This window comes from Bacillus sp. ms-22, assembly GCF_009759805.1.
GTDB classification, from domain to species: Bacteria; Bacillota; Bacilli; order Bacillales; family Bacillaceae; genus Bacillus; species Bacillus xiamenensis.
The window spans coordinates 322,961-341,233 of record NZ_CP046653.1; the positions used below are offsets into that span (position 1 = coordinate 322,961).

Here is an 18,273-nt window from a genome sequence, read left to right on the forward strand (position 1 = left end):
AGTCCTAAAAAAGAATGATTTATAAATATAAAATATTTCAATAAATAAAGATTAAAAGGAGTTATGGAAGATGTTTATGAGAAAAGCAAGTGTTTCATCGTCGGGGACCCTTCTAAGAGAAAGCAGTCAATTAGTAGAACGAATAAGGGAGATTTTTCAGCAAGAATAGATACTGCTGCATTTTCTTCTAGTCAAACAATAGAAGCAGTGGTTCAAATAAATGAAGCTTTGCAAAAGATGCAAGAAGCGTATGAAGATATTCAGATGCGCATGAATTTAGTGACAAAAGCCATTAAAGTAGGCTTATGGGATATGACGGTTGTAGCAGGTGATCCTGTGAATCCGAAAAATGAATTCACATGGACGGATGATTTCCGCAGAATGCTTGGCTTTCAAAATGAAAACGATTTTCTGAATGTCCTAGACAGCTGGGCATCTCGAATTCATCCAGATGAGTACGAAGACACCTTGAATGCATTCTCTACGCACTTATTGGATCATTCTGGCCGTACACCGTATGATATTGAGTATCGTTTGAAATTGAAAAACGGGGATTATCGCTGGTTCAAGGCAACTGGCACGACCATTCGAGATCGTCATGGTGTACCTCTTCGTGTGGCAGGGGCTCTTTTTGATATTCATGATCAGAAATTGAAAGAAGAAGAGCTGCAAGCATTCGTGACAAGGTTTGATTTGATCAACCTTGCGCTTGTGGAAGCGCCTTGGGACATGGTGGTAGAGGCGGGCGACCCTGTGAATCCAGACAATGAATTCTGGTGGTCTCCACAGTTCAGAAAAACACTTGGCTTTACGGATGAAAATGACTTCTCAAACATTTTGAGCAGCTAGAGCGATCGTTTGCATCCTGAAGATAAAGAAAGGGCTCTTCAAGCCTTTGCGGAGCATTTAAATGACCACTCTGGCCGCACACCATTTGACACTGATTACAGATTACAGCGTAAAGATGACGAGTACCGCTGGTATCATGCAGGCGGTGAAACCATTCGTGATGAAAAAGGTGTACCTCTTCGTGTAGCAGGCACCATTCGTGACATCACGCTAGAAAAAAATAAAGAGAAAACAGCCAATGAAATGGCTTCCCAAGTAGAGCAACTTTCAAGCTCTATTAGTGAGATGGTTTCGGGCATCAGCTCTGTGACAAACCAAGCGCAGGAGCTTGCTGTCGCTCAAGAGCAGTCAACGTCTGCCGCAAATCTTGCGAAAAACAGTGCAGATGAGACGAAGAACATTTCAGACTTGATCAAAGAAGTGGCAAACCAAACGAATTTGCTTGGTTTGAATGCCGCCATCGAAGCAGCTAGAGCTGGTGAGCAGGGACGCGAATTCTCCGTCGTTGCAGATGAAGTACGCAAACTGGCGCTCCATAGTGCCAATGCCACGGAAAATATCGAATCTAGTTTAACTGAAATGAAAACACAGATTGATCAAATCCTTGAAAATATCTCGAATATGACAGCTCTTACACAAACACAGGCTGCTTTAACCGAGCAAGTGAACGCTTCAGTTGATGAAGTGAATCATATGTCTCAACGTCTTGTGGCGTATTCAAAGAGTATATAATGTAAAAACCGCCTTTTTTTATCAGAAGGCGGTTTTTTGCTTAAGCATGGTCTGCTGGGAACACAATGCCGGCGTCTTTTCTTGCGGCTTCAAGAACTTTCATGACAGAAAGACTTTCTTCAAGCCATGCATAACACTGCTTGTGATTTTCTGTTTCAATGATGTGCTGGAACGCTTCTGCTTCATAAAACAGTCGGTTTGCATTCGTTTGTGCATTCAGTGAGATCACTTGGCCATCCATATGCAACAGCACTTCCTCACATCCATTTGCCCCATTTTTCACATGCATGAATCCTTTTTCTCCTTGAATCAATGCGAAGTTCATGCTGCTTGTATCCTTACTGCCGACACTTGTCGCAATGAAATCATTGTAAGTGAAGGTCAAAACACCAGATGTATCGATACCGTTTGGATGACGGTTCGCCTGATAGCGAATCTGCTCCGGTGGTCCAAAGAGATTCATGATGAAATGGACATTGTAGATGTTAATATCCATGAGAGCGCCGCCTGAAAATTCTGGGTTAAAGACATTCGGTGTTTCGCCGGCTAGCAGCTGATTATATTTACTTGAATATTGACTATAGTTGCATTGAACCAGTTTGATTCTGCCTAATTGATGAAGGTGCTTTTTGATTAAATGATAGTTGGGCATATGAACGGTCGTAATCGCTTCAAATAAGAGGAGCTGCTTTTCCTTTGCGAGAGCGATTAAGGCTTCTAGCTCTTTCACAGTAGAGGTAAAAGGCTTTTCGCAAATCACATGTTTTCCGTGCTTCAATGCAGCTTCGGCATGCTCGCTATGTAAACGATTCGGTGATGCGATATACACCGCTTCGATGTGTGGGTCCTCTAACATAGCGGTTAAATCTGTATAAGTCGTTTGCACCCCAAATTGATCTGCGAGTTTCTTTGCCGTTGCTTCCTTTCTTGAATAGACAGCGTGGCAAGAAGCGCCTTCGAGCTGTTCAATTGCTTGCAGAAAGCCTTCTACAATCACACCTGTCCCTATGGTTGCAATTCTCATTCTACTCAAAACCCCTTCCAAACGTTTGATGTCAAGTAAAGCTGTCTCTAGTATACCTGATGTTTTCATAGAACGTGCATTGGCAACTGGGGGCAGAGGGGTGCCGGTCAAGAATACCGGCACAACTTTGGCAGCCCTTCCAATTAGCTGATGTTGGCTAATGTTTGTTTTGTTAACAATTGAATGGCTGCTTTCCTCTTTTTTAACTCTTGAATGGAGTTTTGAATATCTTCTATTTTTTGTTCGAGCAGCTGTTCAGCTTCGGTTTTGGACTGTTTCTCGAATAGTAACGTGATAATTTCACGAATTTCTTTAAGTGAGAAATCTAGCTTTCTCGCTTCAGTGATAAATGATAGCATCAGTACATATTTTTTATCATATAAACGATAGCCGTTACGAGCTCTCTTAGGCTCAGGGAGCACACCCTCATTTTCATAAAAACGAATGGTTTCAATATGCACACCAGACATTTTTGACAATTTTCCTCTTGTAAATGTCATCATTACCTTCACCTCCTTTCTTTGCTATCCATCATACAATTAGATTTGCTAGTTTCAAAATATTCTCCGATGAACATTTGTTCTTTTCAATTCAGTTAAAGAGAGCAGATCTATTCACAGCAGATTTCATAGAATACGTTATAATAGATGAGGAGAAAGTGATGTTTTGTTACAGATATGAACAAGTAGACAGCTTGAGAAAAAAACGATAGGCTAAAATAGGTAAATAGTATGATGGAACATCATGTGATCATAGAAATGATCGCTTAAATAGTGACAGCACGTTTTGCTGAGAAAAGGGGAGCAGTAAATGTATAAATTAGTCGCAATTGATATGGATGGTACGTTATTAAATGATCAGCATATGGTGCCGGATGAAGTGTTTGAAGCTATTCAACAGGCAAAGGCAGCAGGCGTGAAAATTGTTTTATGTACAGGCCGGCCGATTGGTGGGGTGAACCGCTACTTAAAAGAGCTTCAGCTCGATCAAGAGGGAGATTATGTGATTGCTTACAATGGAGCGCTTGTACAAAACAGCCATACAAATGAAGTGGTGTCAGAATTAACTTTATCCTATGATGATTTGACTTCTTTATATGAACTGAGCCGTCAGCTCGATACACCTATGCATTATTTCGATTCAGCTCATTTGTACACACCGAATCGTGATATTAGTGAATACACGGTGCTTGAATCGTACTTAACGAAATTGCCGCTTAAGTATTTACCTGTTGAAGAGGCAGAGCCATCAATGAGGCTTCCGAAGATGATGTATATTGATCAGCCGGAACGTTTGGAAAAGACGATACAAGCTATCCCGTCTGAAGTGAAGGATAAATATATGATGGTGAAAAGTACAGATTTCTTCCTAGAAATCCTTCATCCTGATGTGAGCAAAGGGAATGCTGTGAAGCTTTTAGCTCATGAACTGGGGATTTCTCGTGAAGAAGTGATGGCGATTGGTGACAATGGGAACGACGTGTCGATGCTTGAGTTTGCAGGCTGTGGCGTTGCCATGGGAAATGCCATTGATGATGTCAAAGCAGTTGCGGATGTTGTGACAAAATCCAATAATGAAGCTGGAGTAGCACATATTCTGCATGAGCGAGTCATCGGAAAATAAAGAAAGAGCGGTCTACCAATGAGGTAGCCGCTTTTTTAAATGTGTGAGAAAAAGTAAACGAGCATACGTCTGCTGCTCAAATTCGTTTTTTGCAGCATCGCCTTTACATGATCATGCACAGTATGGGGCGAGATAAATAACGTACTGGCAATTTCCTTCGTGGATTGCCCTTTTATTAAGCAGTCAAGGACGTTCATTTCTCTTTCTGTCAGGCGATATGTTTTCGCTGCGTAAGGAAGAATGTCACTTGTTTGCGCTCGTTTAATATGAATCATAACTGCTTCTTCTTGCTCTGTTGCCTGCGTTAATCGAAAGGCCTGAAGAGAGAGAAAAAGTCCTGTCGGCATTCTGGATATGCTGACCGCTGTTTGGTCACCGCCACCATATAAAAGCTTAGCGCCTAATGCTCTGAACGGACGGGGCATGACGGCATCGTCGTGAATTTGTTCAAAGGTTTGGAAGGTGTGAAGCCAATGAAGTCCAGCTTCGTTTCCATAAAGAAGATGGTAATCGTGTGAAAGAATGAGGAAGCCTTGATGTTCCTCCGTTTCATCTGCTTCCGTTTCTCTTTTTTTGAAAAGCTCATCCCTCAGATTGGCTGCAAGTGCTGGTGATTGGCGGCTAACCGCTTGTATGTCTTGTTCATGAAAAGGTTCCTTTCCCTTTTTCCGATAAAGGCTTGCGATTCCCCAGCATTCACCTTGGATCACAAGGGCCACCCGCAATTCATCTGCCCATCCGTTAGGTAACAAAATGTGCTGGTATCGACCGCTATTGAGATATTCTCCGCTTTGGACGAGACTCGCAGTGTGTACAGGACCTTTAGCCAGATCCTCATGCTGGTGCACATCCTTTTTTAAAAATTCATTTTGAAACAGCTGGTTATGTATGGATTCAATCGGTTCATCTGTGAAAGAACCCGTCGAGAGGAGGGTCGCTGGATCAATGGTTGTGATACAGGCAGCATCAAAATCACAGATATCGGCAAGTTCGTCTCGAATGTTTTTTCTCAGCTGCTGAAAATGAAGGGCTGGATTGGTCATTTGATCTCCTCCTCAATATCCCCACTTTTAGGGATCGTTTTTTCTCATCTATCTTCTTACAATGAAGATAACATACCGTTAGTGTAAAGGAAACGAAGCAAAGCGAAAACTGGAGGAGAAGACATATGAGTGTAAATCAACATTGGCATGATCCTGTTGCTGAATCTTATGCAGCAACAATTGCGCATAAAGTACCGGGCTATCATCTTTTGCATGAGCTGACAGTGGATAGAGTAGAAATCGAATTAATGGGGGCGGCATCTCGCATTTTGACAGTCGGAGCAGGTGGGGGCGAAGAGATCATCAACATGCTTCAAAGAAATAAAGACTGGCATCTCACAGGGGTTGATCCATCTCAGGCTATGCTTGATATGGCCAAGCGCAGAGTGGCACAGCTTCATATGCAGGGCCGCGTCACTTGGTATGAGATTGCCTTAGACAATGTGCCGGTTGAAAAGTTGTACGATGTAGCGGTGAGTTTGCTTGTCATTCATTTTGTAAAAGATCAGATGACCTTTTTAAAGGAGATCGCCCGCCGGCTTGAGCCAGGTGCACCGCTCATGATGGCGTTTATTCAAGGAGACCCGGAATCGCCTGCATTTCGGCAGGAGCTTCATATGCTTTCTCTATTCATGAAACGTCAAGGTTTGGGAAAAGACGTGTTTACGTCCTTTCAAGAAAGGCTGGGTGTAACAACACATCCCGTGTCTGAAGAAGAGATGACAGGACAATTAACCGAAGCAGGATTTCAAGACATCAGACCTTATTTTCAAGCGGGGATGATCAAAGGGCTTGTCTGCAAGCGAGGCCGTAGAAAGGCGGATGAGAGATGAAGTCAAAGATTATGGTGATAGGCGGCTATGGACATGTTGGACAGCAAATATGTCTTCAATTAAGTGAACAGTATCCTGGTCAAGTCTTTGCGGCAGGCAGGAGCTATGAGAAGGCTGACCAATTTTCACGTCTAACAAAGGGGCGTGTACGTCCCTTTCAAATAGATGTCAAACACCCTTTAAATACGGACTGGATGGATGAAACGAAACTCGTGATCATGTGCCTTGATCAAGAAGACACGTCATTTGCTGAAGCATGTTTGCGATCAGGTGTTGATTATCTCGATATTTCGGCAAAGGGCGCGTATATTGAGCAGGTGGCAAAGCTGGATCACCAGCACATGAACGCAACGGCTTTGCTCAGTGTAGGGCTTGCGCCTGGCCTAACAAATTTACTTGCAGCAAAGGCGGTATCTGAGCTGACATCCGTAGAGCAAATCGATATTAGCATCATGCTTGGGATTGGCGATCAGCATGGAAAAGCCGCCATTGAATGGACAATTGATCATGTGCATACGGATTATGAGTTGACGGAGAATCATCAGCAAAAGAGAGTCAAAAGCTTTACTGGAGGTAAGCCAATAGACTTTGGTGGTAGGCTTGGAAAGCGGTATGCTTACCGATTCCCTTTTTCTGATCAACAGACATTGCCTTTCACACTCCAAGTGCCTTCTGTAACGACAAGACTTTGTTTTGATTCCCGCGTGGCAACGCGTGCACTGGCATTGACAAGAACCCTTGGAATGACGTCATTTCTCACCTCAACGAAGATGAAGGATCGAGTCATTTCATTGATTCAATCCTCTCAAATGGGAACAGATCAATATGCGGTCAAAGTGGATGTGACAGGGAAGGATGGGAGGCAGCATGCAGCGATTGGAATCGAGGGGCATGATGAGTCTCAAGCAACGGCTCAGGTTGCCTGTGCCGCAGCTCTGCACTTATTGAACAGACGATTTCAAGCAGGCGTCTTTCATATGGAAGAATTATTTTCACTAGCGTATTCGAATGGCGTCTTCGCTTTGGTGGATCAAAAAACGCAAGAAGAGTGGGCGTTAGCGATGAGAGCAAGCGTGTTGACATGACAAAAAGAAGACTAGCGACCCTGCTAGTCTCAGCTTGTAGACAAACCCTCGCATTCTTTGTCAACAATCTGAGGCTTCTCCTGTTAACGGAGAAGCTTTTTTCGTTGTAACGAACTCTTTTATACTCAAACCGAAAATCCCTGTCATAATAAAAGAAGAAGGAAAGGGGATGTGTTGAATGAGAACGATTGAAAATGATCTGTTATTGGTCCAAATCAATGAGCGAGGCGCCGAGGTGAGAGCGGTGCTTCATAAAGAAAGCGGACGTCACTATATGTGGTCTGGTGATCCTGCTTATTGGGGCAGGGTGTCGCCCGTCTTATTTCCGATTGTCGGACGGTTGAAGGATGATCAATATAAGATAGGAGACCAAACATATGAACTCTCTCAGCATGGATTTTTGCGTGATGTTGATTTCGATCTATTGAAAGAAGCAAAAGATGATGTGGTTTTTCAATATCAATCAAATGGCCGCCACACTGCACAATATCCGTATGAATTTACAGCACGTATTCGTTATGAGCTGTCGGAAAATGGTCTGACGATTTCCTGGGAAATTGTTCACGACGGTGATGACACGATGTATTTCTCTATTGGCGGGCATCCGGCATTTCATGTCCCGCTTGTTGAAGGGGAGAAGCCTGCGGATTATTCACTCACATTGACACCTTCTACCGAACATGATCCAGTCCAATATGAACTTCAGGATTCACTTGTAAGAGAGAAGAAAAAAGGTGTTCAACTTGAGCCGATTCAGCTTCGCCCAGAGCTTTTTCAGAACGATGCGATGATCTTTAGCCATATCAATCGAGTATCATTGACTTCACAGGCGGGTCACGGGGTTGAGGTCGATCTCAGTGGCTTTCCGTTCGTTGGTATTTGGTCTCCATATGATCAAGAAAAGGGAACGATGGCACCTTTTGTTTGTATTGAGCCTTGGTATGGGATCGCTGATATGGAAGGGACGAATGGGCAGTATAAGGAGAAATTCGGCATTCAAACTTTAGAGAAGAATGAGACCTTTCACGCAGCCTATACCATTTTCTTTAAATGAACATTTGTGCATGATGAGATGAACAATTTGTTATGATAGAAGAAAAAAGGAGGCGTACGAATGGATCGGGAGAAACAGCAATTAAGTATTGAAGCAGCAAGGCTCTATTACTTATCTGATTACAGTCAGCAGGAAATCGCCAAACAGCTTGACCTGTCGCGACCAACTGTGTCTCGGCTGCTTCAATATGCGAAGGAAAAAGGGTACGTCCAAATTTCGGTGATGGACCCGTTTGAGGATTTAAATGAGTTGTCCTCTTTGCTGAAAGAAAAATATGATCTGCTTGAGGCCCATGTGGTATTTTCGCCAAAGGACGACTATCCAACCATCACCGATTACTTGAGCCGGTTTGGTGCTGATTACCTGCAAGACAAGGTAAAAGACGGCGATATCGTTGGGGTGAGCTGGGGAACCACGATGTATCAAATTGCACAAAAGATGCAACCTAAACAAGTAAAGGGTGTAGAGGTGGTCCAGCTAAAAGGCGGGATCAGCCACTCACATGTGAATACATATTCTGCGGAAACAATCCAGCTGTTTGCTGAGGCTTTTCAAACAGCCCCACGCTATTTACCGCTGCCTGTTGTGTTTGATAGTGCAACCGTCAAAGAGATGGTCGAACAGGATAGACATATTCAGCGCATCATTGAAATGGGCAGACAGGCGAATATCGCTGTGTTTACTGTGGGGACGGTAAGAGATGAGGCACTTTTGTTTAGGCTCGGTTATTTCCGTGAAGAAGAAAAGGCACTGCTCAAGGCATCCAGCGTGGGAGATATTTGTTCTCGTTTTTATGATCAAGAAGGACGCATTTGCAGTGAAGCCATTAACAATCGAACAATCGGCGTGGAGCTTGATGATTTAAGAACAAAAGAACGCTCCATTCTTGTCGCTGGCGGACATCGAAAGGTTGCCTCCATCCATGGGGCGCTTAGAGGAAAATATGCGAACGTATTAATTATTGACCAGCACACAGCAAGGGCTCTTTTAAATGTCACAAAATAGTTGAACAAAATTTCATAACTATGTTTACAATTGTTCAATGGTGATTTAAGATGAAAGTATCATAATTAAAAGGAAGTGTGAAGCATGACGATAGCAAAGCTCATTGATCATACAGCACTAAAACCAGATACATCTAAAGCTGCGATCATGCAGTTAATTGAAGAAGCCAAGACCTATCAGTTTGCCTCCGTTTGTGTCAATCCAACATGGGTGTCTCTTGCAGCAAAAGAGCTGGCAGGAACAGGCGTTGATGTGTGTACAGTCATTGGTTTCCCGTTAGGCGCAAGCACAACGGCGGTCAAAGCATTCGAAACAAAGGATGCGATTGAAAACGGTGCAACAGAAGTGGACATGGTCATCAACATTGCCGCATTAAAAGATGGCGACAATGATGTCGTTGAACAAGATATTCGTGCCGTTGTAGAAGCTGCAAAAGGCAAGGCGCTTGTGAAAGTCATTATTGAAACATGTTTACTGACAGATGAAGAAAAAGTACGTGCATGTGAGCTTTCAGTAAAAGCTGGCGCTGACTTTGTGAAAACATCAACTGGTTTTAGTACAGGCGGTGCAACAGCTGAGGACATCGCATTAATGCGTAAAACAGTAGGACCTGACATCGGTGTCAAAGCATCAGGCGGTGTGAGAACAAAAGAAGACGTTGAAGCGATGACAGCTGCAGGCGCTACCCGCATTGGTGCCAGTGCAGGCGTTTCCATTATTAAAGGGGATCAATCAGCTCCTTCGAAAGACTATTAATTCATACGATCCTATGGTAGGATAACATTCATGACTCATTAAATGATGAAAAAGTCATATGCGGAAGAATCTCATTTATGGTAATTTCTTCCGCGCTTTGTTTGCGAAATAGGGTTTGCATCATACAAGCGCATTAATGTAAACGAATTCATTCAAGGAGGAAAAACATGAAATACGTCATTGGTATCTTCGGTTTGCTGGTGATTCTCGCCATTGCATGGCTGGCAAGTAACGGGAAAAAGCGAGTGAAATTCCGTCCAGTCATTGTCATGATTGTACTGCAATTTATTTTAGGTTATATTCTGCTCAATACAGGTGTTGGAAACTTCCTAGTTGGAGGCTTTGCAAAAGGGTTCCAAATGCTTCTAGGCTATGCCGGTGAAGGGATCAACTTCGTATTTGGCGGATTAATGAATGATAATGCATCAACTTTCTTCATCAATGTCTTGCTGCCGATCGTCTTTATTTCTGCATTGATTGGTATTCTGCAGCATTGGCGTATCCTTCCGCTTATCGTACGCGGAATTGGATATTTGCTTAGTAAAGTCAATGGAATGGGGAAACTAGAATCTTACAACGCCGTAGCGTCAGCGATTTTAGGTCAATCAGAAGTTTTCATTTCCATTAAGAAACAGCTCGGATTATTACCTCAACAGCGTCTTTATACATTGTGTGCATCTGCGATGTCGACTGTATCAATGTCTATTGTCGGTGCGTACATGCAAATGATTAAACCAGAGTACGTTGTCACAGCACTTGTGCTGAACCTATTTGGTGGATTTATTATTGCGTCTATCATCAATCCATATGAAGTGTCTAAGGACGAAGATATGCTCGAAGTTGTAGAAGAAGAAAGGCAATCCTTCTTCGAAATGCTTGGCGAATATATTATGGATGGTTTCAAAGTAGCCATTGTTGTTGCTGCGATGTTGATTGGATTCGTTGCATTAATTGCGATGATTAATGGTATTTTCACAGCAACGATTGGCATCTCTTTCCAAGATATACTTGGATATGTGTTTGCACCATTTGCTTTCCTTGTCGGTGTACCTTGGAGCGAAGCGGTACAAGCAGGAAGTATTATGGCGACGAAAATGGTGTCTAATGAATTTGTGGCGATGCTGGCTCTTTCTGGGGACGGTCTCCATTTCACTGCTCGTACAGAAGCAATCATTTCTGTATTCCTTGTGTCATTTGCCAACTTCTCGTCTATCGGCATCATTGCTGGAGCAGTCAAAGGCTTAAACGAAAAACAAGGAAACGTTGTCGCACGCTTTGGATTAAAGCTGTTATTCGGTGCAACACTCGTCAGCTTCTTAACAGCAGTCGTTGTCGGTTTGATTTACTAATTTAAAAAAGGAATGGTGAAAACAATGAGAATGGTAGATATCATTGCGAAAAAACGTGACGGAAAAGAATTATCTTCAGAGGAAATTTCTTTCTTTGTCAAAGGATATACGGACGGAACAATTCCTGACTACCAAGCAAGTGCTTTGGCGATGGCGATTTTCTTCCAAGATATGACGGATCAAGAACGTGCAGATTTAACACTCGCTATGGCAAACTCAGGGGACACAATTGACTTGTCTGCTATCGACGGCATTAAAGTAGACAAGCATTCAACAGGCGGTGTAGGCGATACAACAACGCTTGTACTCGCTCCTCTTGTTGCAGCACTTGATGTACCTGTTGCGAAAATGTCTGGACGCGGCCTTGGGCATACAGGTGGAACAGTGGATAAGCTTGAGGCGGTCAAAGACTTCCACGTTGAAATATCAAAAGACGAGTTCATCGAGCTGGTGAACCGCCATAAAGTTGCGGTTATTGGACAATCAGGCAACCTGACACCTGCGGATAAAAAGCTATATGCTCTTCGTGATGTGACAGGAACTGTTAACTCCATCCCGCTGATCGCAAGCTCTATTATGAGTAAGAAAATCGCTGCTGGTGCAGATGCCATTGTATTAGATGTGAAAACAGGTGCAGGTGCTTTCATGAAAACACCTGAAGACTCTGAAAAGCTCGCAAAAGCAATGGTTCGCATCGGGAACAATGTTGGCAGACAAACAATGGCTGTTATCTCTGATATGTCTCAGCCGCTTGGCTTAGCGATTGGAAATGCTTTAGAAGTGAAAGAAGCCATCGACACACTGCGTGGTGAAGGTCCTGAAGATCTAAATGAACTTGTGCTCACATTAGGAAGTCAGATGGTCGTTCTTGCGAAAAAAGCAAGCACACTTGATGAAGCAAGAGAAAAGCTGATTGAAGTGATGAAAAACGGCAAAGCACTAGAGAAATTCAAAGAATTCTTAGAAAACCAAGGTGGAGACAGCTCCATTGTGGATCAGCCTGAAAAACTGCCGCAAGCACCTTACCAAATCGAAGTACCTGCAAAAGAATCAGGTGTGGTTGCTGAAATCGTCGCAGACGAAATTGGTGTCGCAGCGATGATTCTTGGAGCGGGACGTGCAACAAAAGAAGACGATATTGATCTATCTGTCGGCATCATGCTGAACAAAAAAGTAGGCGATCGTGTAGAAAAAGGCGAATCTCTCGTGACGCTGCATGCAAATCGTGAAGATGTGGCGAATGTGATCGAGAAAATTTATGACAACATCCGCATTGCTGACCATGCCGATGCACCGACTTTGATTCATACGGTTATTACTGAATAAAGAAAAAGGACAAAAGTGATTCGTCGCTTTTGTCCTTTTTTACTAAAAATATTAACGTAGTGTTAAGTTGTACTTATCTAATAAATTCTTTGAATACTTATAAATTATGACTCCAATTAAAGTACCTAAAGTATTTGTTATGATGTCATCAACATCAAAACTTCTATAATTGTAGCCTACAATCAAATCTAAAACAAATTGTATCAATTCAATACTCAGGCTCACTAGGAAACCTATATAAGTAACCTTTCGTAATTGATAAAATGAGAAAAGAATAGGCAGAATAAATCCAAGTGGTATGAATAGAATAACGTTTCCAATGATTTGTTTTATAAATGATGTCAGGCCTAATTCAAGTGTGACAATGATTGTTTTAAAAGGTATTAAATTATGAATAGTACCTAAATTGTCTTCTATCATGAGTTCTATTAACTTCTTTTGATAAGGAAATGGGAAAAAAGTTAGTGAAACAAGACTAGCAATATATAAAGAAAATAATACATAGTATAGAAATAAGATTTTACTTGTAGTACCGCGCATTAATTTATATATGAAGATCACTAAACTAGTACCGCATATAATGAAATAGGGTAGAGAAGGATTTAACATATGAGACTCTCCTTGAATCTAAGATTATCAGTAACTTAGAGAACCTTTACTAGATTTTTCAAATCCTAGACGAGTAACTAACTCATTACTCCACCAATTCTGTTCATATACATGAATGGTGAAATAGGTATCTCCGCCCCAACTTGTCATGTTTATCTTTCCGGTTACAGAATTTTTAGTTGACTTGTATTTACCAATATATAATTGGTGGGTCATATCAAATTTGAAATCTTTAGTGGCTGCTTGAGCTACTATTGGCGTAATCATAATGAAACAAATCATAATAACTGTTAAAAACTTAAGAAAATTCTTTTTCAAAATTATCATCCTTTATTAAATTTTTACTTACTTTTGAAATAATTACATTTTATAGTAATTAAGTCAATATTTTTTGAGTGAAATTTAATACTATCCTTTTTATTTATTTTGGTAGAGTTGAGTTACCTTATGAAACAAACCTCTTGCAATCATGAAACAATGGGTGTATATTAGTTGACGAGTCAATGATTGATATATCAAATAATTGATCTGAATAGAAAAGAGGGGATGGCATTGACTGCATTTTGCTCTGAAGAAGCAGAGGTATTATATCGTTTGCAGTGCGTGAGCCGTATGATGGGTGTGAAGTTCGAAGCATGCACGGGCATCAGCCAATCAAGACTGGAATTGCTATCACTGTTATTCAAGGCCGACGAAATCAGCCAATCAGATTTGCAGAAAAAAGTGAATATTGATAGTGCGGCTGTGACGCGTCACTTAAAGCAGTTAGAAACAAAAGGAATGGTCACGCGCAGAAGAAAGCCAGAAGATAATCGAGTCACACTTGTTCGTCTCACAGATGAAGGCAGAACAAGAATCGAAGCTTCTAAAAAAGAAAAAGAACGATTTATCTCAGAAATGCTTGAAAACGTAAGTGATGAAGAACGAAAGCTTCTCACTGATGTGCTCATCCGTATACAACAAAACATCGAAAAGATTCAAACAACCTGAAGGAGTGTTACACATGGCTACAACATTAAAAACAAACGATTTTATGGACATTATGAAAGGGCGCCGCTCGATTCGTAACTATGATCCATCTGTGAAAATTAGCAAAGAAGAAATGACAGAGATTTTAGAAGAGGCAACTACAGCACCATCATCAGTGAATGCACAGCCTTGGCGCTTCATGGTCATTGACAGCCCAGAAGGAAAAGAAAAGCTTGCACCACTCGCAAAATTCAACCAAACACAAGTGGCAACATCATCAGCTGTCATCGCAGTGTTCGCAGATATGAAAAACAATGAATACTTAGAAGAAATTTATTCAAAAGCAGTAGAAAATGGCTACATGCCGCAGGAAGTAAAAGAAAGACAAATTGCTGCATTAACTGCACATTTTGACGCTCTTCCAGAGCAAGTGAATCGTGAAACGATCTTAATTGACGGTGGACTTGTGTCTATGCAGCTCATGCTTGTTGCTCGTGCTCATGGCTATGATACAAACCCAATTGGCGGATATGACAAAGAGGTCATCGCTGAAACGTTTGGCTGGGATAAAGAACGCTATGTACCAGTCATGCTTCTATCCATTGGGAAAGCGGCTGACGAAGGTTATGCATCTTACCGCTTACCGATCGATCGTATAGCGGAGTGGAAATAATTTTTGAAAAAGGGAGACGATCACATGATCATTATTCATGCAGGGATGACCATTCATCCAGAAAAGGAAAACGTATTTCTAGAAGAGATCAATGGGTTAATGAAAGCTTCACAGGCAGAAGAAGGCAATATATCCTACAAGCTGTTCAAGGATACTGAAAAGGAAAATGCCTTTCTAATGGTAGAAGTGTGGAAAGATGAAACAGCGGTTCAGAGTCATAATGCCAGTGCACATTTCCAAGCTTTCGTAGCAAAGGCAAAAGAATTTTTAGCAGCTCCGCTTGATGTTGTAGCATTTCAAGGAGAGCAGCTTTCATAGAAAAACAACAAACACCCTAGGCGTTTATTGCCTAGGGTTCGTTTATTTTCGATATCTATTTCACTCCCGTATTGTGCATTTTCCACAAAGTTTCTGAAAACAAAATGTTTTTCGGCTTAAGTATATTGGAATATGCTAGAATAAGATATTATTTATTACCAAATTAGGGAGGAAATAATATGAAAAAAAGAAAATGGACGAGCATAGCACTAACGGCTGTCCTCAGTTTAGGCACATTGACAGCTTTCAGCACCCCTCTATCTGCCCACACCTCGGAAAAGTCAACATCCTCAGATGGCGGTCATTATTCAGGTATTCCATTTGACGCAAGTGTTGTGAATGAAGACCGTCTCATCAAAGCCTTGAAAAAGCAAGGGAAAATCAAAAAGAATGCCAATGAAGCAGAATCCCAAAAAGCATTAAAGAAATATCTCAAGAAAAAAGAAGAAGCGGCGATGAAACAAAGCGCAAGCACCTTAACAGAAGAACCTGAATTCCTGAAAGAATACAAACAAAAAGTACATAACAAACTAGCCAAAAAGAAAAAATTAAAGAAGCATCAAGGACAAGTAGAAAATGAAGTGAAACCGGTTAAAAAGGAAAAGTATAAAGGTGAAGTTCGCAATGATAAAGTATTGGTTTTATTAATAGATTTTAAAGATTATAAGCATAATAGTATTAAAAAAGAAGAGACTGATATGTACTATGATAAGTACGATCAGCAGCACTATCAAGATATGATTTTCGGAGAAAATGGCTACATCGGTCCAGATGGTAAACGCAAAGTATCCATGAAGCAATATTATGAAAATCAGTCTGGTGGTAGCTATACCATTAGTGGAACAGTTGCTGGATGGTATACGGCTAAGCATGATGCTGCTTATTATGGTGGGAACGGACCTGACGAAGAAGGCAGTGATGTCAGACCGCGTGAATTGGTGCAAGAAGCATTAGAAGAAGCGGCAAAAGACCCAAATATTGACCTTGGTGAATATGATCAATGGGATCGTTATGATATTGATGAGGACGGTGTTTATCATGAGCCGGACGGCATTATTGACCATCTCATGGTCGTTCACGCTGGCATAGGTGAAGAAGCAGGCGGCGGACAGCTTGGCTCTGATGCTATTTGGTCGCACCGCTGGTCACTTGGTGATGTATTTGAGATTCCAAACACTGAATCTGAAGTGGGTCAAGGTGGAAAGTTAGGCGCTCTAGATTATACCATTGAGCCTGAAGATGGCGCAGCGGGCGTTTTCACACATGAATTTGGACATGATCTTGGTCTTCCTGATGAGTACGATACACAATACACAGGCAGAGGAGAGCCCGTTTCTTATTGGTCTATCATGTCAAGCGGGAGCTGGGCAGGTAGAATACCTGGTACGGAACCAACAGGCTTTAGTCCATATGCGAAAGAAATGCTTCAAAATCTGCATGGCGGCAACTGGCTTTCTGGAAAAACCATTGATGGTACAACTTTAAAGAAAAGTAAAACAGTATTAATCGATGAAGCAGCCACAAAAGGAACCAATTATGATGCGGTTCGGGTCGATTTACCAGATAAAGAGATTGTCGTTACGCAGCCTGCCCAAGGGAAATACGCATACTTTAGCGGAACAGGTGACAATTTGAACGCAACCATGACGACAACAGGGATTGATTTGTCGAAGGGAAGCAAAGCAGAGCTTACTTTTAAAGCATGGTACGATATCGAAGAGGATTTTGATTATGCGTATGTAGAAGTTCGTGAAACTGGGACAGATAAGTGGACAACCATTGCTGGTAATATCACGAATGATCGAAATGAAGAAGGGGCTAATGAAGGCAATGGCATCGACGGAACATCAGACGGCTGGGTAGACGCATCCTTTGATCTGTCGGCTTATGCAGGGAAGAAGATCGATCTGCAATTCCGCTATACAACTGATGCAGGCTATTCACTGCCAGGTTTATTTGTAGATGATCTAAAGATAACAGCTGATGGATCGGAAGTGTGGTCAGATGATGCGGAGGGAACGCCCACGTTCACCTTCAATGGATTCTCTCAATCTAATGGAAAACAATTTGCAGGGCAGTACTATTTACTAGAATGGCGCTCTTATGCTGAAGTCGATAAAGGCTTGAAGCATATCAAACGTGGAGCGAGTCTGATGAGCTATAATAACGGTTTGGTCGTGTGGTATGTTGATCAATCGTATAGTGATAACTGGGTTGGAAAACATCCAGGTAACGGCTTCCTTGGTGTCGTAGATGCGGATCAACAAGTGTTGAAATGGAGTGACGGCACTATCGCAACAACAGGTTTCCAAGTACATGATGCAGCATTCTCTTTGAATCCAAGTACGAAGTTGAATATTGATTATACAGCGACAACAGGCTTAACTTTAGAAGATCGCTATATTCGACCGACCCGTACATTTAGTGACAAAAAGAACTATGTGAATCCAGATAATCCAGATGCAGGACGTGATGTACCAACATATGGTCTATCCTTTAAAGTCGTCGGACAAAGTAAGGATCGTTCTGTTGGAAAGGTATTAATTTCTAAAAGTAACTAAACAAAAAGCCGGTTTCTATCACTGAATCCGGCTTTTTCCTATGTGAAGTCGAGAATTTTTACCCCAAGATCGCTCTTTGATCGAATGTCTGTTCTTTTTTATTTTGATATCCGAATGAAATCATTATATAATAGAGACTGGAAGGTTTTTCTTTCATGCGTAGTTCTTTTTAGCTGTTAAAAAACAGGAAAGGATGAGCGTTACCAATGAGTTGTGTCACTGACAAGCAATTAAGGGTGATTCGAGGGACAATGCAGACTTTTTGCAGCCATTTAGAATATGATGGCCACGGGAAGCTTCATATCAATACCATCATGGCTTTTATTAAAAAGGAATTTGGTGTAAGAAAAATGAAAGATATTCCACAAAGTCGGTTTACTGAAGCGTTAGAACTCATCCAAGACTTTGATTTATACACGGACAAAATACAGATTCATGATCGTCTGCAGAAAGGAATTAACTAA

General features: G+C 41.7%; 20 protein-coding genes. 15 read left to right on the top strand and 5 right to left on the bottom strand.

Annotated features, from left to right (window positions below; genetic code table 11):
• Positions 1-63: 63 nt before the first annotated feature.
• Both GPA07_RS19085 and GPA07_RS19090 read left to right on the top strand, forming a co-directional pair.
• Positions 64-849 (top strand): PAS domain-containing protein, encoded by a 786-nt coding sequence (locus GPA07_RS19085; protein WP_232532095.1) that lies wholly within the window; start codon positions 64-66, stop codon positions 847-849.
• A 9-nt stretch (positions 850-858) separates the two neighbouring features.
• A complete protein-coding gene (locus GPA07_RS19090) occupies positions 859-1,581 on the top strand; it encodes a methyl-accepting chemotaxis protein (RefSeq protein ID WP_232532096.1) in 723 nt (240 codons plus the stop codon).
• 40 nt (positions 1,582-1,621) lie between these two features.
• Here the strand turns inward: GPA07_RS19090 and GPA07_RS01730 are convergent, their stop codons facing one another.
• Complete coding sequence (locus GPA07_RS01730; protein WP_008355656.1) at positions 1,622-2,605, bottom strand: Gfo/Idh/MocA family protein; 984 nt, start codon at positions 2,603-2,605, stop codon at positions 1,622-1,624.
• 143 nt (positions 2,606-2,748) lie between these two features.
• Positions 2,749-3,108: a MerR family transcriptional regulator gene (locus tag GPA07_RS01735; protein ID WP_008355654.1), complete on the bottom strand. Its 360-nt coding sequence runs from the start codon at positions 3,106-3,108 to the stop codon at positions 2,749-2,751.
• A 307-nt stretch (positions 3,109-3,415) separates the two neighbouring features.
• Between GPA07_RS01735 and yidA the strand changes: the two genes are divergently transcribed.
• On the top strand, positions 3,416-4,228 hold the full coding sequence (gene yidA / locus GPA07_RS01740; protein ID WP_008355652.1) for a sugar-phosphatase: 813 nt from the start codon (positions 3,416-3,418) through the stop codon (positions 4,226-4,228).
• Positions 4,229-4,263: 35 nt separating this feature from the next.
• Here the strand turns inward: yidA and GPA07_RS01745 are convergent, their stop codons facing one another.
• Positions 4,264-5,271: a helix-turn-helix transcriptional regulator gene (locus GPA07_RS01745; protein WP_071168335.1), complete on the bottom strand. Its 1,008-nt coding sequence runs from the start codon at positions 5,269-5,271 to the stop codon at positions 4,264-4,266.
• A gap of 125 nt (positions 5,272-5,396) precedes the next feature.
• On the opposite strand from GPA07_RS01745, the gene GPA07_RS01750 reads away from it, so the two are divergent.
• The 7 genes from GPA07_RS01750 to GPA07_RS01780 all read left to right on the top strand — a co-directional run bounded on the left by GPA07_RS01750 (position 5,397) and on the right by GPA07_RS01780 (position 12,679).
• Positions 5,397-6,104 carry a class I SAM-dependent methyltransferase gene (locus GPA07_RS01750; protein ID WP_157291928.1) on the top strand — a complete coding sequence of 236 codons (708 nt, stop codon included), beginning with the start codon at positions 5,397-5,399 and terminating at the stop codon, positions 6,102-6,104.
• The gene (locus GPA07_RS01755) at positions 6,101-7,189 is read left to right on the top strand and encodes a saccharopine dehydrogenase family protein (protein ID WP_157291929.1); all 1,089 of its coding nucleotides are present in this window, start codon (positions 6,101-6,103) and stop codon (positions 7,187-7,189) included. The genes GPA07_RS01750 and GPA07_RS01755 overlap by 4 nt, the downstream gene beginning before the upstream one ends.
• Positions 7,190-7,367: 178 nt before the next feature.
• Positions 7,368-8,243, top strand: coding sequence for an aldose 1-epimerase family protein (locus GPA07_RS01760; RefSeq protein WP_008355645.1), 876 nt, complete (start codon positions 7,368-7,370; stop codon positions 8,241-8,243).
• 60 nt (positions 8,244-8,303) lie between these two features.
• Entirely contained in the window at positions 8,304-9,248 is a 945-nt protein-coding gene (locus GPA07_RS01765; RefSeq protein ID WP_008355643.1) for a DNA-binding transcriptional repressor DeoR, read from the top strand.
• 84 nt (positions 9,249-9,332) lie between these two features.
• Positions 9,333-10,004, top strand: a complete 672-nt coding sequence (deoC, locus tag GPA07_RS01770; protein ID WP_008355642.1) for a deoxyribose-phosphate aldolase — start codon at positions 9,333-9,335, stop codon at positions 10,002-10,004.
• Positions 10,005-10,171: 167 nt separating this feature from the next.
• Positions 10,172-11,353 (top strand): NupC/NupG family nucleoside CNT transporter, encoded by a 1,182-nt coding sequence (locus GPA07_RS01775; RefSeq protein WP_008355640.1) that lies wholly within the window; start codon positions 10,172-10,174, stop codon positions 11,351-11,353.
• 24 nt (positions 11,354-11,377) lie between these two features.
• Positions 11,378-12,679: a pyrimidine-nucleoside phosphorylase gene (locus GPA07_RS01780; RefSeq protein WP_157291930.1), complete on the top strand. Its 1,302-nt coding sequence runs from the start codon at positions 11,378-11,380 to the stop codon at positions 12,677-12,679.
• A gap of 51 nt (positions 12,680-12,730) precedes the next feature.
• Here GPA07_RS01780 and GPA07_RS01785 read toward each other — a convergent pair whose 3' ends face one another.
• Together GPA07_RS01785 and GPA07_RS01790 are read right to left on the bottom strand one after the other, a co-directional pair.
• Positions 12,731-13,288 (bottom strand): VanZ family protein, encoded by a 558-nt coding sequence (locus GPA07_RS01785; RefSeq protein WP_157291931.1) that lies wholly within the window; start codon positions 13,286-13,288, stop codon positions 12,731-12,733.
• A 27-nt stretch (positions 13,289-13,315) separates the two neighbouring features.
• The gene (locus tag GPA07_RS01790) at positions 13,316-13,606 is read right to left on the bottom strand and encodes a hypothetical protein (RefSeq protein ID WP_008355635.1); all 291 of its coding nucleotides are present in this window, start codon (positions 13,604-13,606) and stop codon (positions 13,316-13,318) included.
• A gap of 228 nt (positions 13,607-13,834) precedes the next feature.
• Between GPA07_RS01790 and GPA07_RS01795 the strand changes: the two genes are divergently transcribed.
• The 5 genes from GPA07_RS01795 to GPA07_RS01815 all read left to right on the top strand — a co-directional run bounded on the left by GPA07_RS01795 (position 13,835) and on the right by GPA07_RS01815 (position 18,273).
• Entirely contained in the window at positions 13,835-14,278 is a 444-nt protein-coding gene (locus tag GPA07_RS01795; protein ID WP_051009096.1) for a MarR family winged helix-turn-helix transcriptional regulator, read from the top strand.
• 13 nt (positions 14,279-14,291) lie between these two features.
• Complete coding sequence (locus GPA07_RS01800; protein WP_008355631.1) at positions 14,292-14,930, top strand: nitroreductase family protein; 639 nt, start codon at positions 14,292-14,294, stop codon at positions 14,928-14,930.
• Between the two features lie 24 nt (positions 14,931-14,954).
• Entirely contained in the window at positions 14,955-15,248 is a 294-nt protein-coding gene (locus GPA07_RS01805) for a putative quinol monooxygenase (protein WP_071168342.1), read from the top strand.
• A 179-nt stretch (positions 15,249-15,427) separates the two neighbouring features.
• Positions 15,428-17,809 carry an immune inhibitor A domain-containing protein gene (locus tag GPA07_RS01810; RefSeq protein ID WP_008355626.1) on the top strand — a complete coding sequence of 794 codons (2,382 nt, stop codon included), beginning with the start codon at positions 15,428-15,430 and terminating at the stop codon, positions 17,807-17,809.
• Positions 17,810-18,015: 206 nt separating this feature from the next.
• Positions 18,016-18,273, top strand: a complete 258-nt coding sequence (locus GPA07_RS01815) for an ORF6C domain-containing protein (RefSeq protein WP_157291932.1) — start codon at positions 18,016-18,018, stop codon at positions 18,271-18,273.

Excerpts from the sequence above, each read along its gene's own strand:
- GPA07_RS19085 (WP_232532095.1), top strand. The coding sequence starts at position 64 with ATGGAAGATGTTTATGAGAAAAGCAAGTGTTTCATCGTCGGGGACCCT.
- GPA07_RS01730 (WP_008355656.1), bottom strand. The coding sequence starts at position 2,605 with ATGAGAATTGCAACCATAGGGACAGGTGTGATTGTAGAAGGCTTTCTG.
- GPA07_RS01735 (WP_008355654.1), bottom strand. The coding sequence starts at position 3,108 with ATGATGACATTTACAAGAGGAAAATTGTCAAAAATGTCTGGTGTGCAT.
- yidA (WP_008355652.1), top strand. The coding sequence starts at position 3,416 with ATGTATAAATTAGTCGCAATTGATATGGATGGTACGTTATTAAATGAT.
- GPA07_RS01745 (WP_071168335.1), bottom strand. The coding sequence starts at position 5,271 with ATGACCAATCCAGCCCTTCATTTTCAGCAGCTGAGAAAAAACATTCGA.
- GPA07_RS01750 (WP_157291928.1), top strand. The coding sequence starts at position 5,397 with ATGAGTGTAAATCAACATTGGCATGATCCTGTTGCTGAATCTTATGCA.
- GPA07_RS01755 (WP_157291929.1), top strand. The coding sequence starts at position 6,101 with ATGAAGTCAAAGATTATGGTGATAGGCGGCTATGGACATGTTGGACAG.
- GPA07_RS01760 (WP_008355645.1), top strand. The coding sequence starts at position 7,368 with ATGAGAACGATTGAAAATGATCTGTTATTGGTCCAAATCAATGAGCGA.
- GPA07_RS01765 (WP_008355643.1), top strand. The coding sequence starts at position 8,304 with ATGGATCGGGAGAAACAGCAATTAAGTATTGAAGCAGCAAGGCTCTAT.
- deoC (WP_008355642.1), top strand. The coding sequence starts at position 9,333 with ATGACGATAGCAAAGCTCATTGATCATACAGCACTAAAACCAGATACA.
- GPA07_RS01775 (WP_008355640.1), top strand. The coding sequence starts at position 10,172 with ATGAAATACGTCATTGGTATCTTCGGTTTGCTGGTGATTCTCGCCATT.
- GPA07_RS01780 (WP_157291930.1), top strand. The coding sequence starts at position 11,378 with ATGAGAATGGTAGATATCATTGCGAAAAAACGTGACGGAAAAGAATTA.
- GPA07_RS01785 (WP_157291931.1), bottom strand. The coding sequence starts at position 13,288 with ATGTTAAATCCTTCTCTACCCTATTTCATTATATGCGGTACTAGTTTA.
- GPA07_RS01795 (WP_051009096.1), top strand. The coding sequence starts at position 13,835 with ATGGCATTGACTGCATTTTGCTCTGAAGAAGCAGAGGTATTATATCGT.
- GPA07_RS01800 (WP_008355631.1), top strand. The coding sequence starts at position 14,292 with ATGGCTACAACATTAAAAACAAACGATTTTATGGACATTATGAAAGGG.
- GPA07_RS01805 (WP_071168342.1), top strand. The coding sequence starts at position 14,955 with ATGATCATTATTCATGCAGGGATGACCATTCATCCAGAAAAGGAAAAC.
- GPA07_RS01810 (WP_008355626.1), top strand. The coding sequence starts at position 15,428 with ATGAAAAAAAGAAAATGGACGAGCATAGCACTAACGGCTGTCCTCAGT.
- GPA07_RS01815 (WP_157291932.1), top strand. The coding sequence starts at position 18,016 with ATGAGTTGTGTCACTGACAAGCAATTAAGGGTGATTCGAGGGACAATG.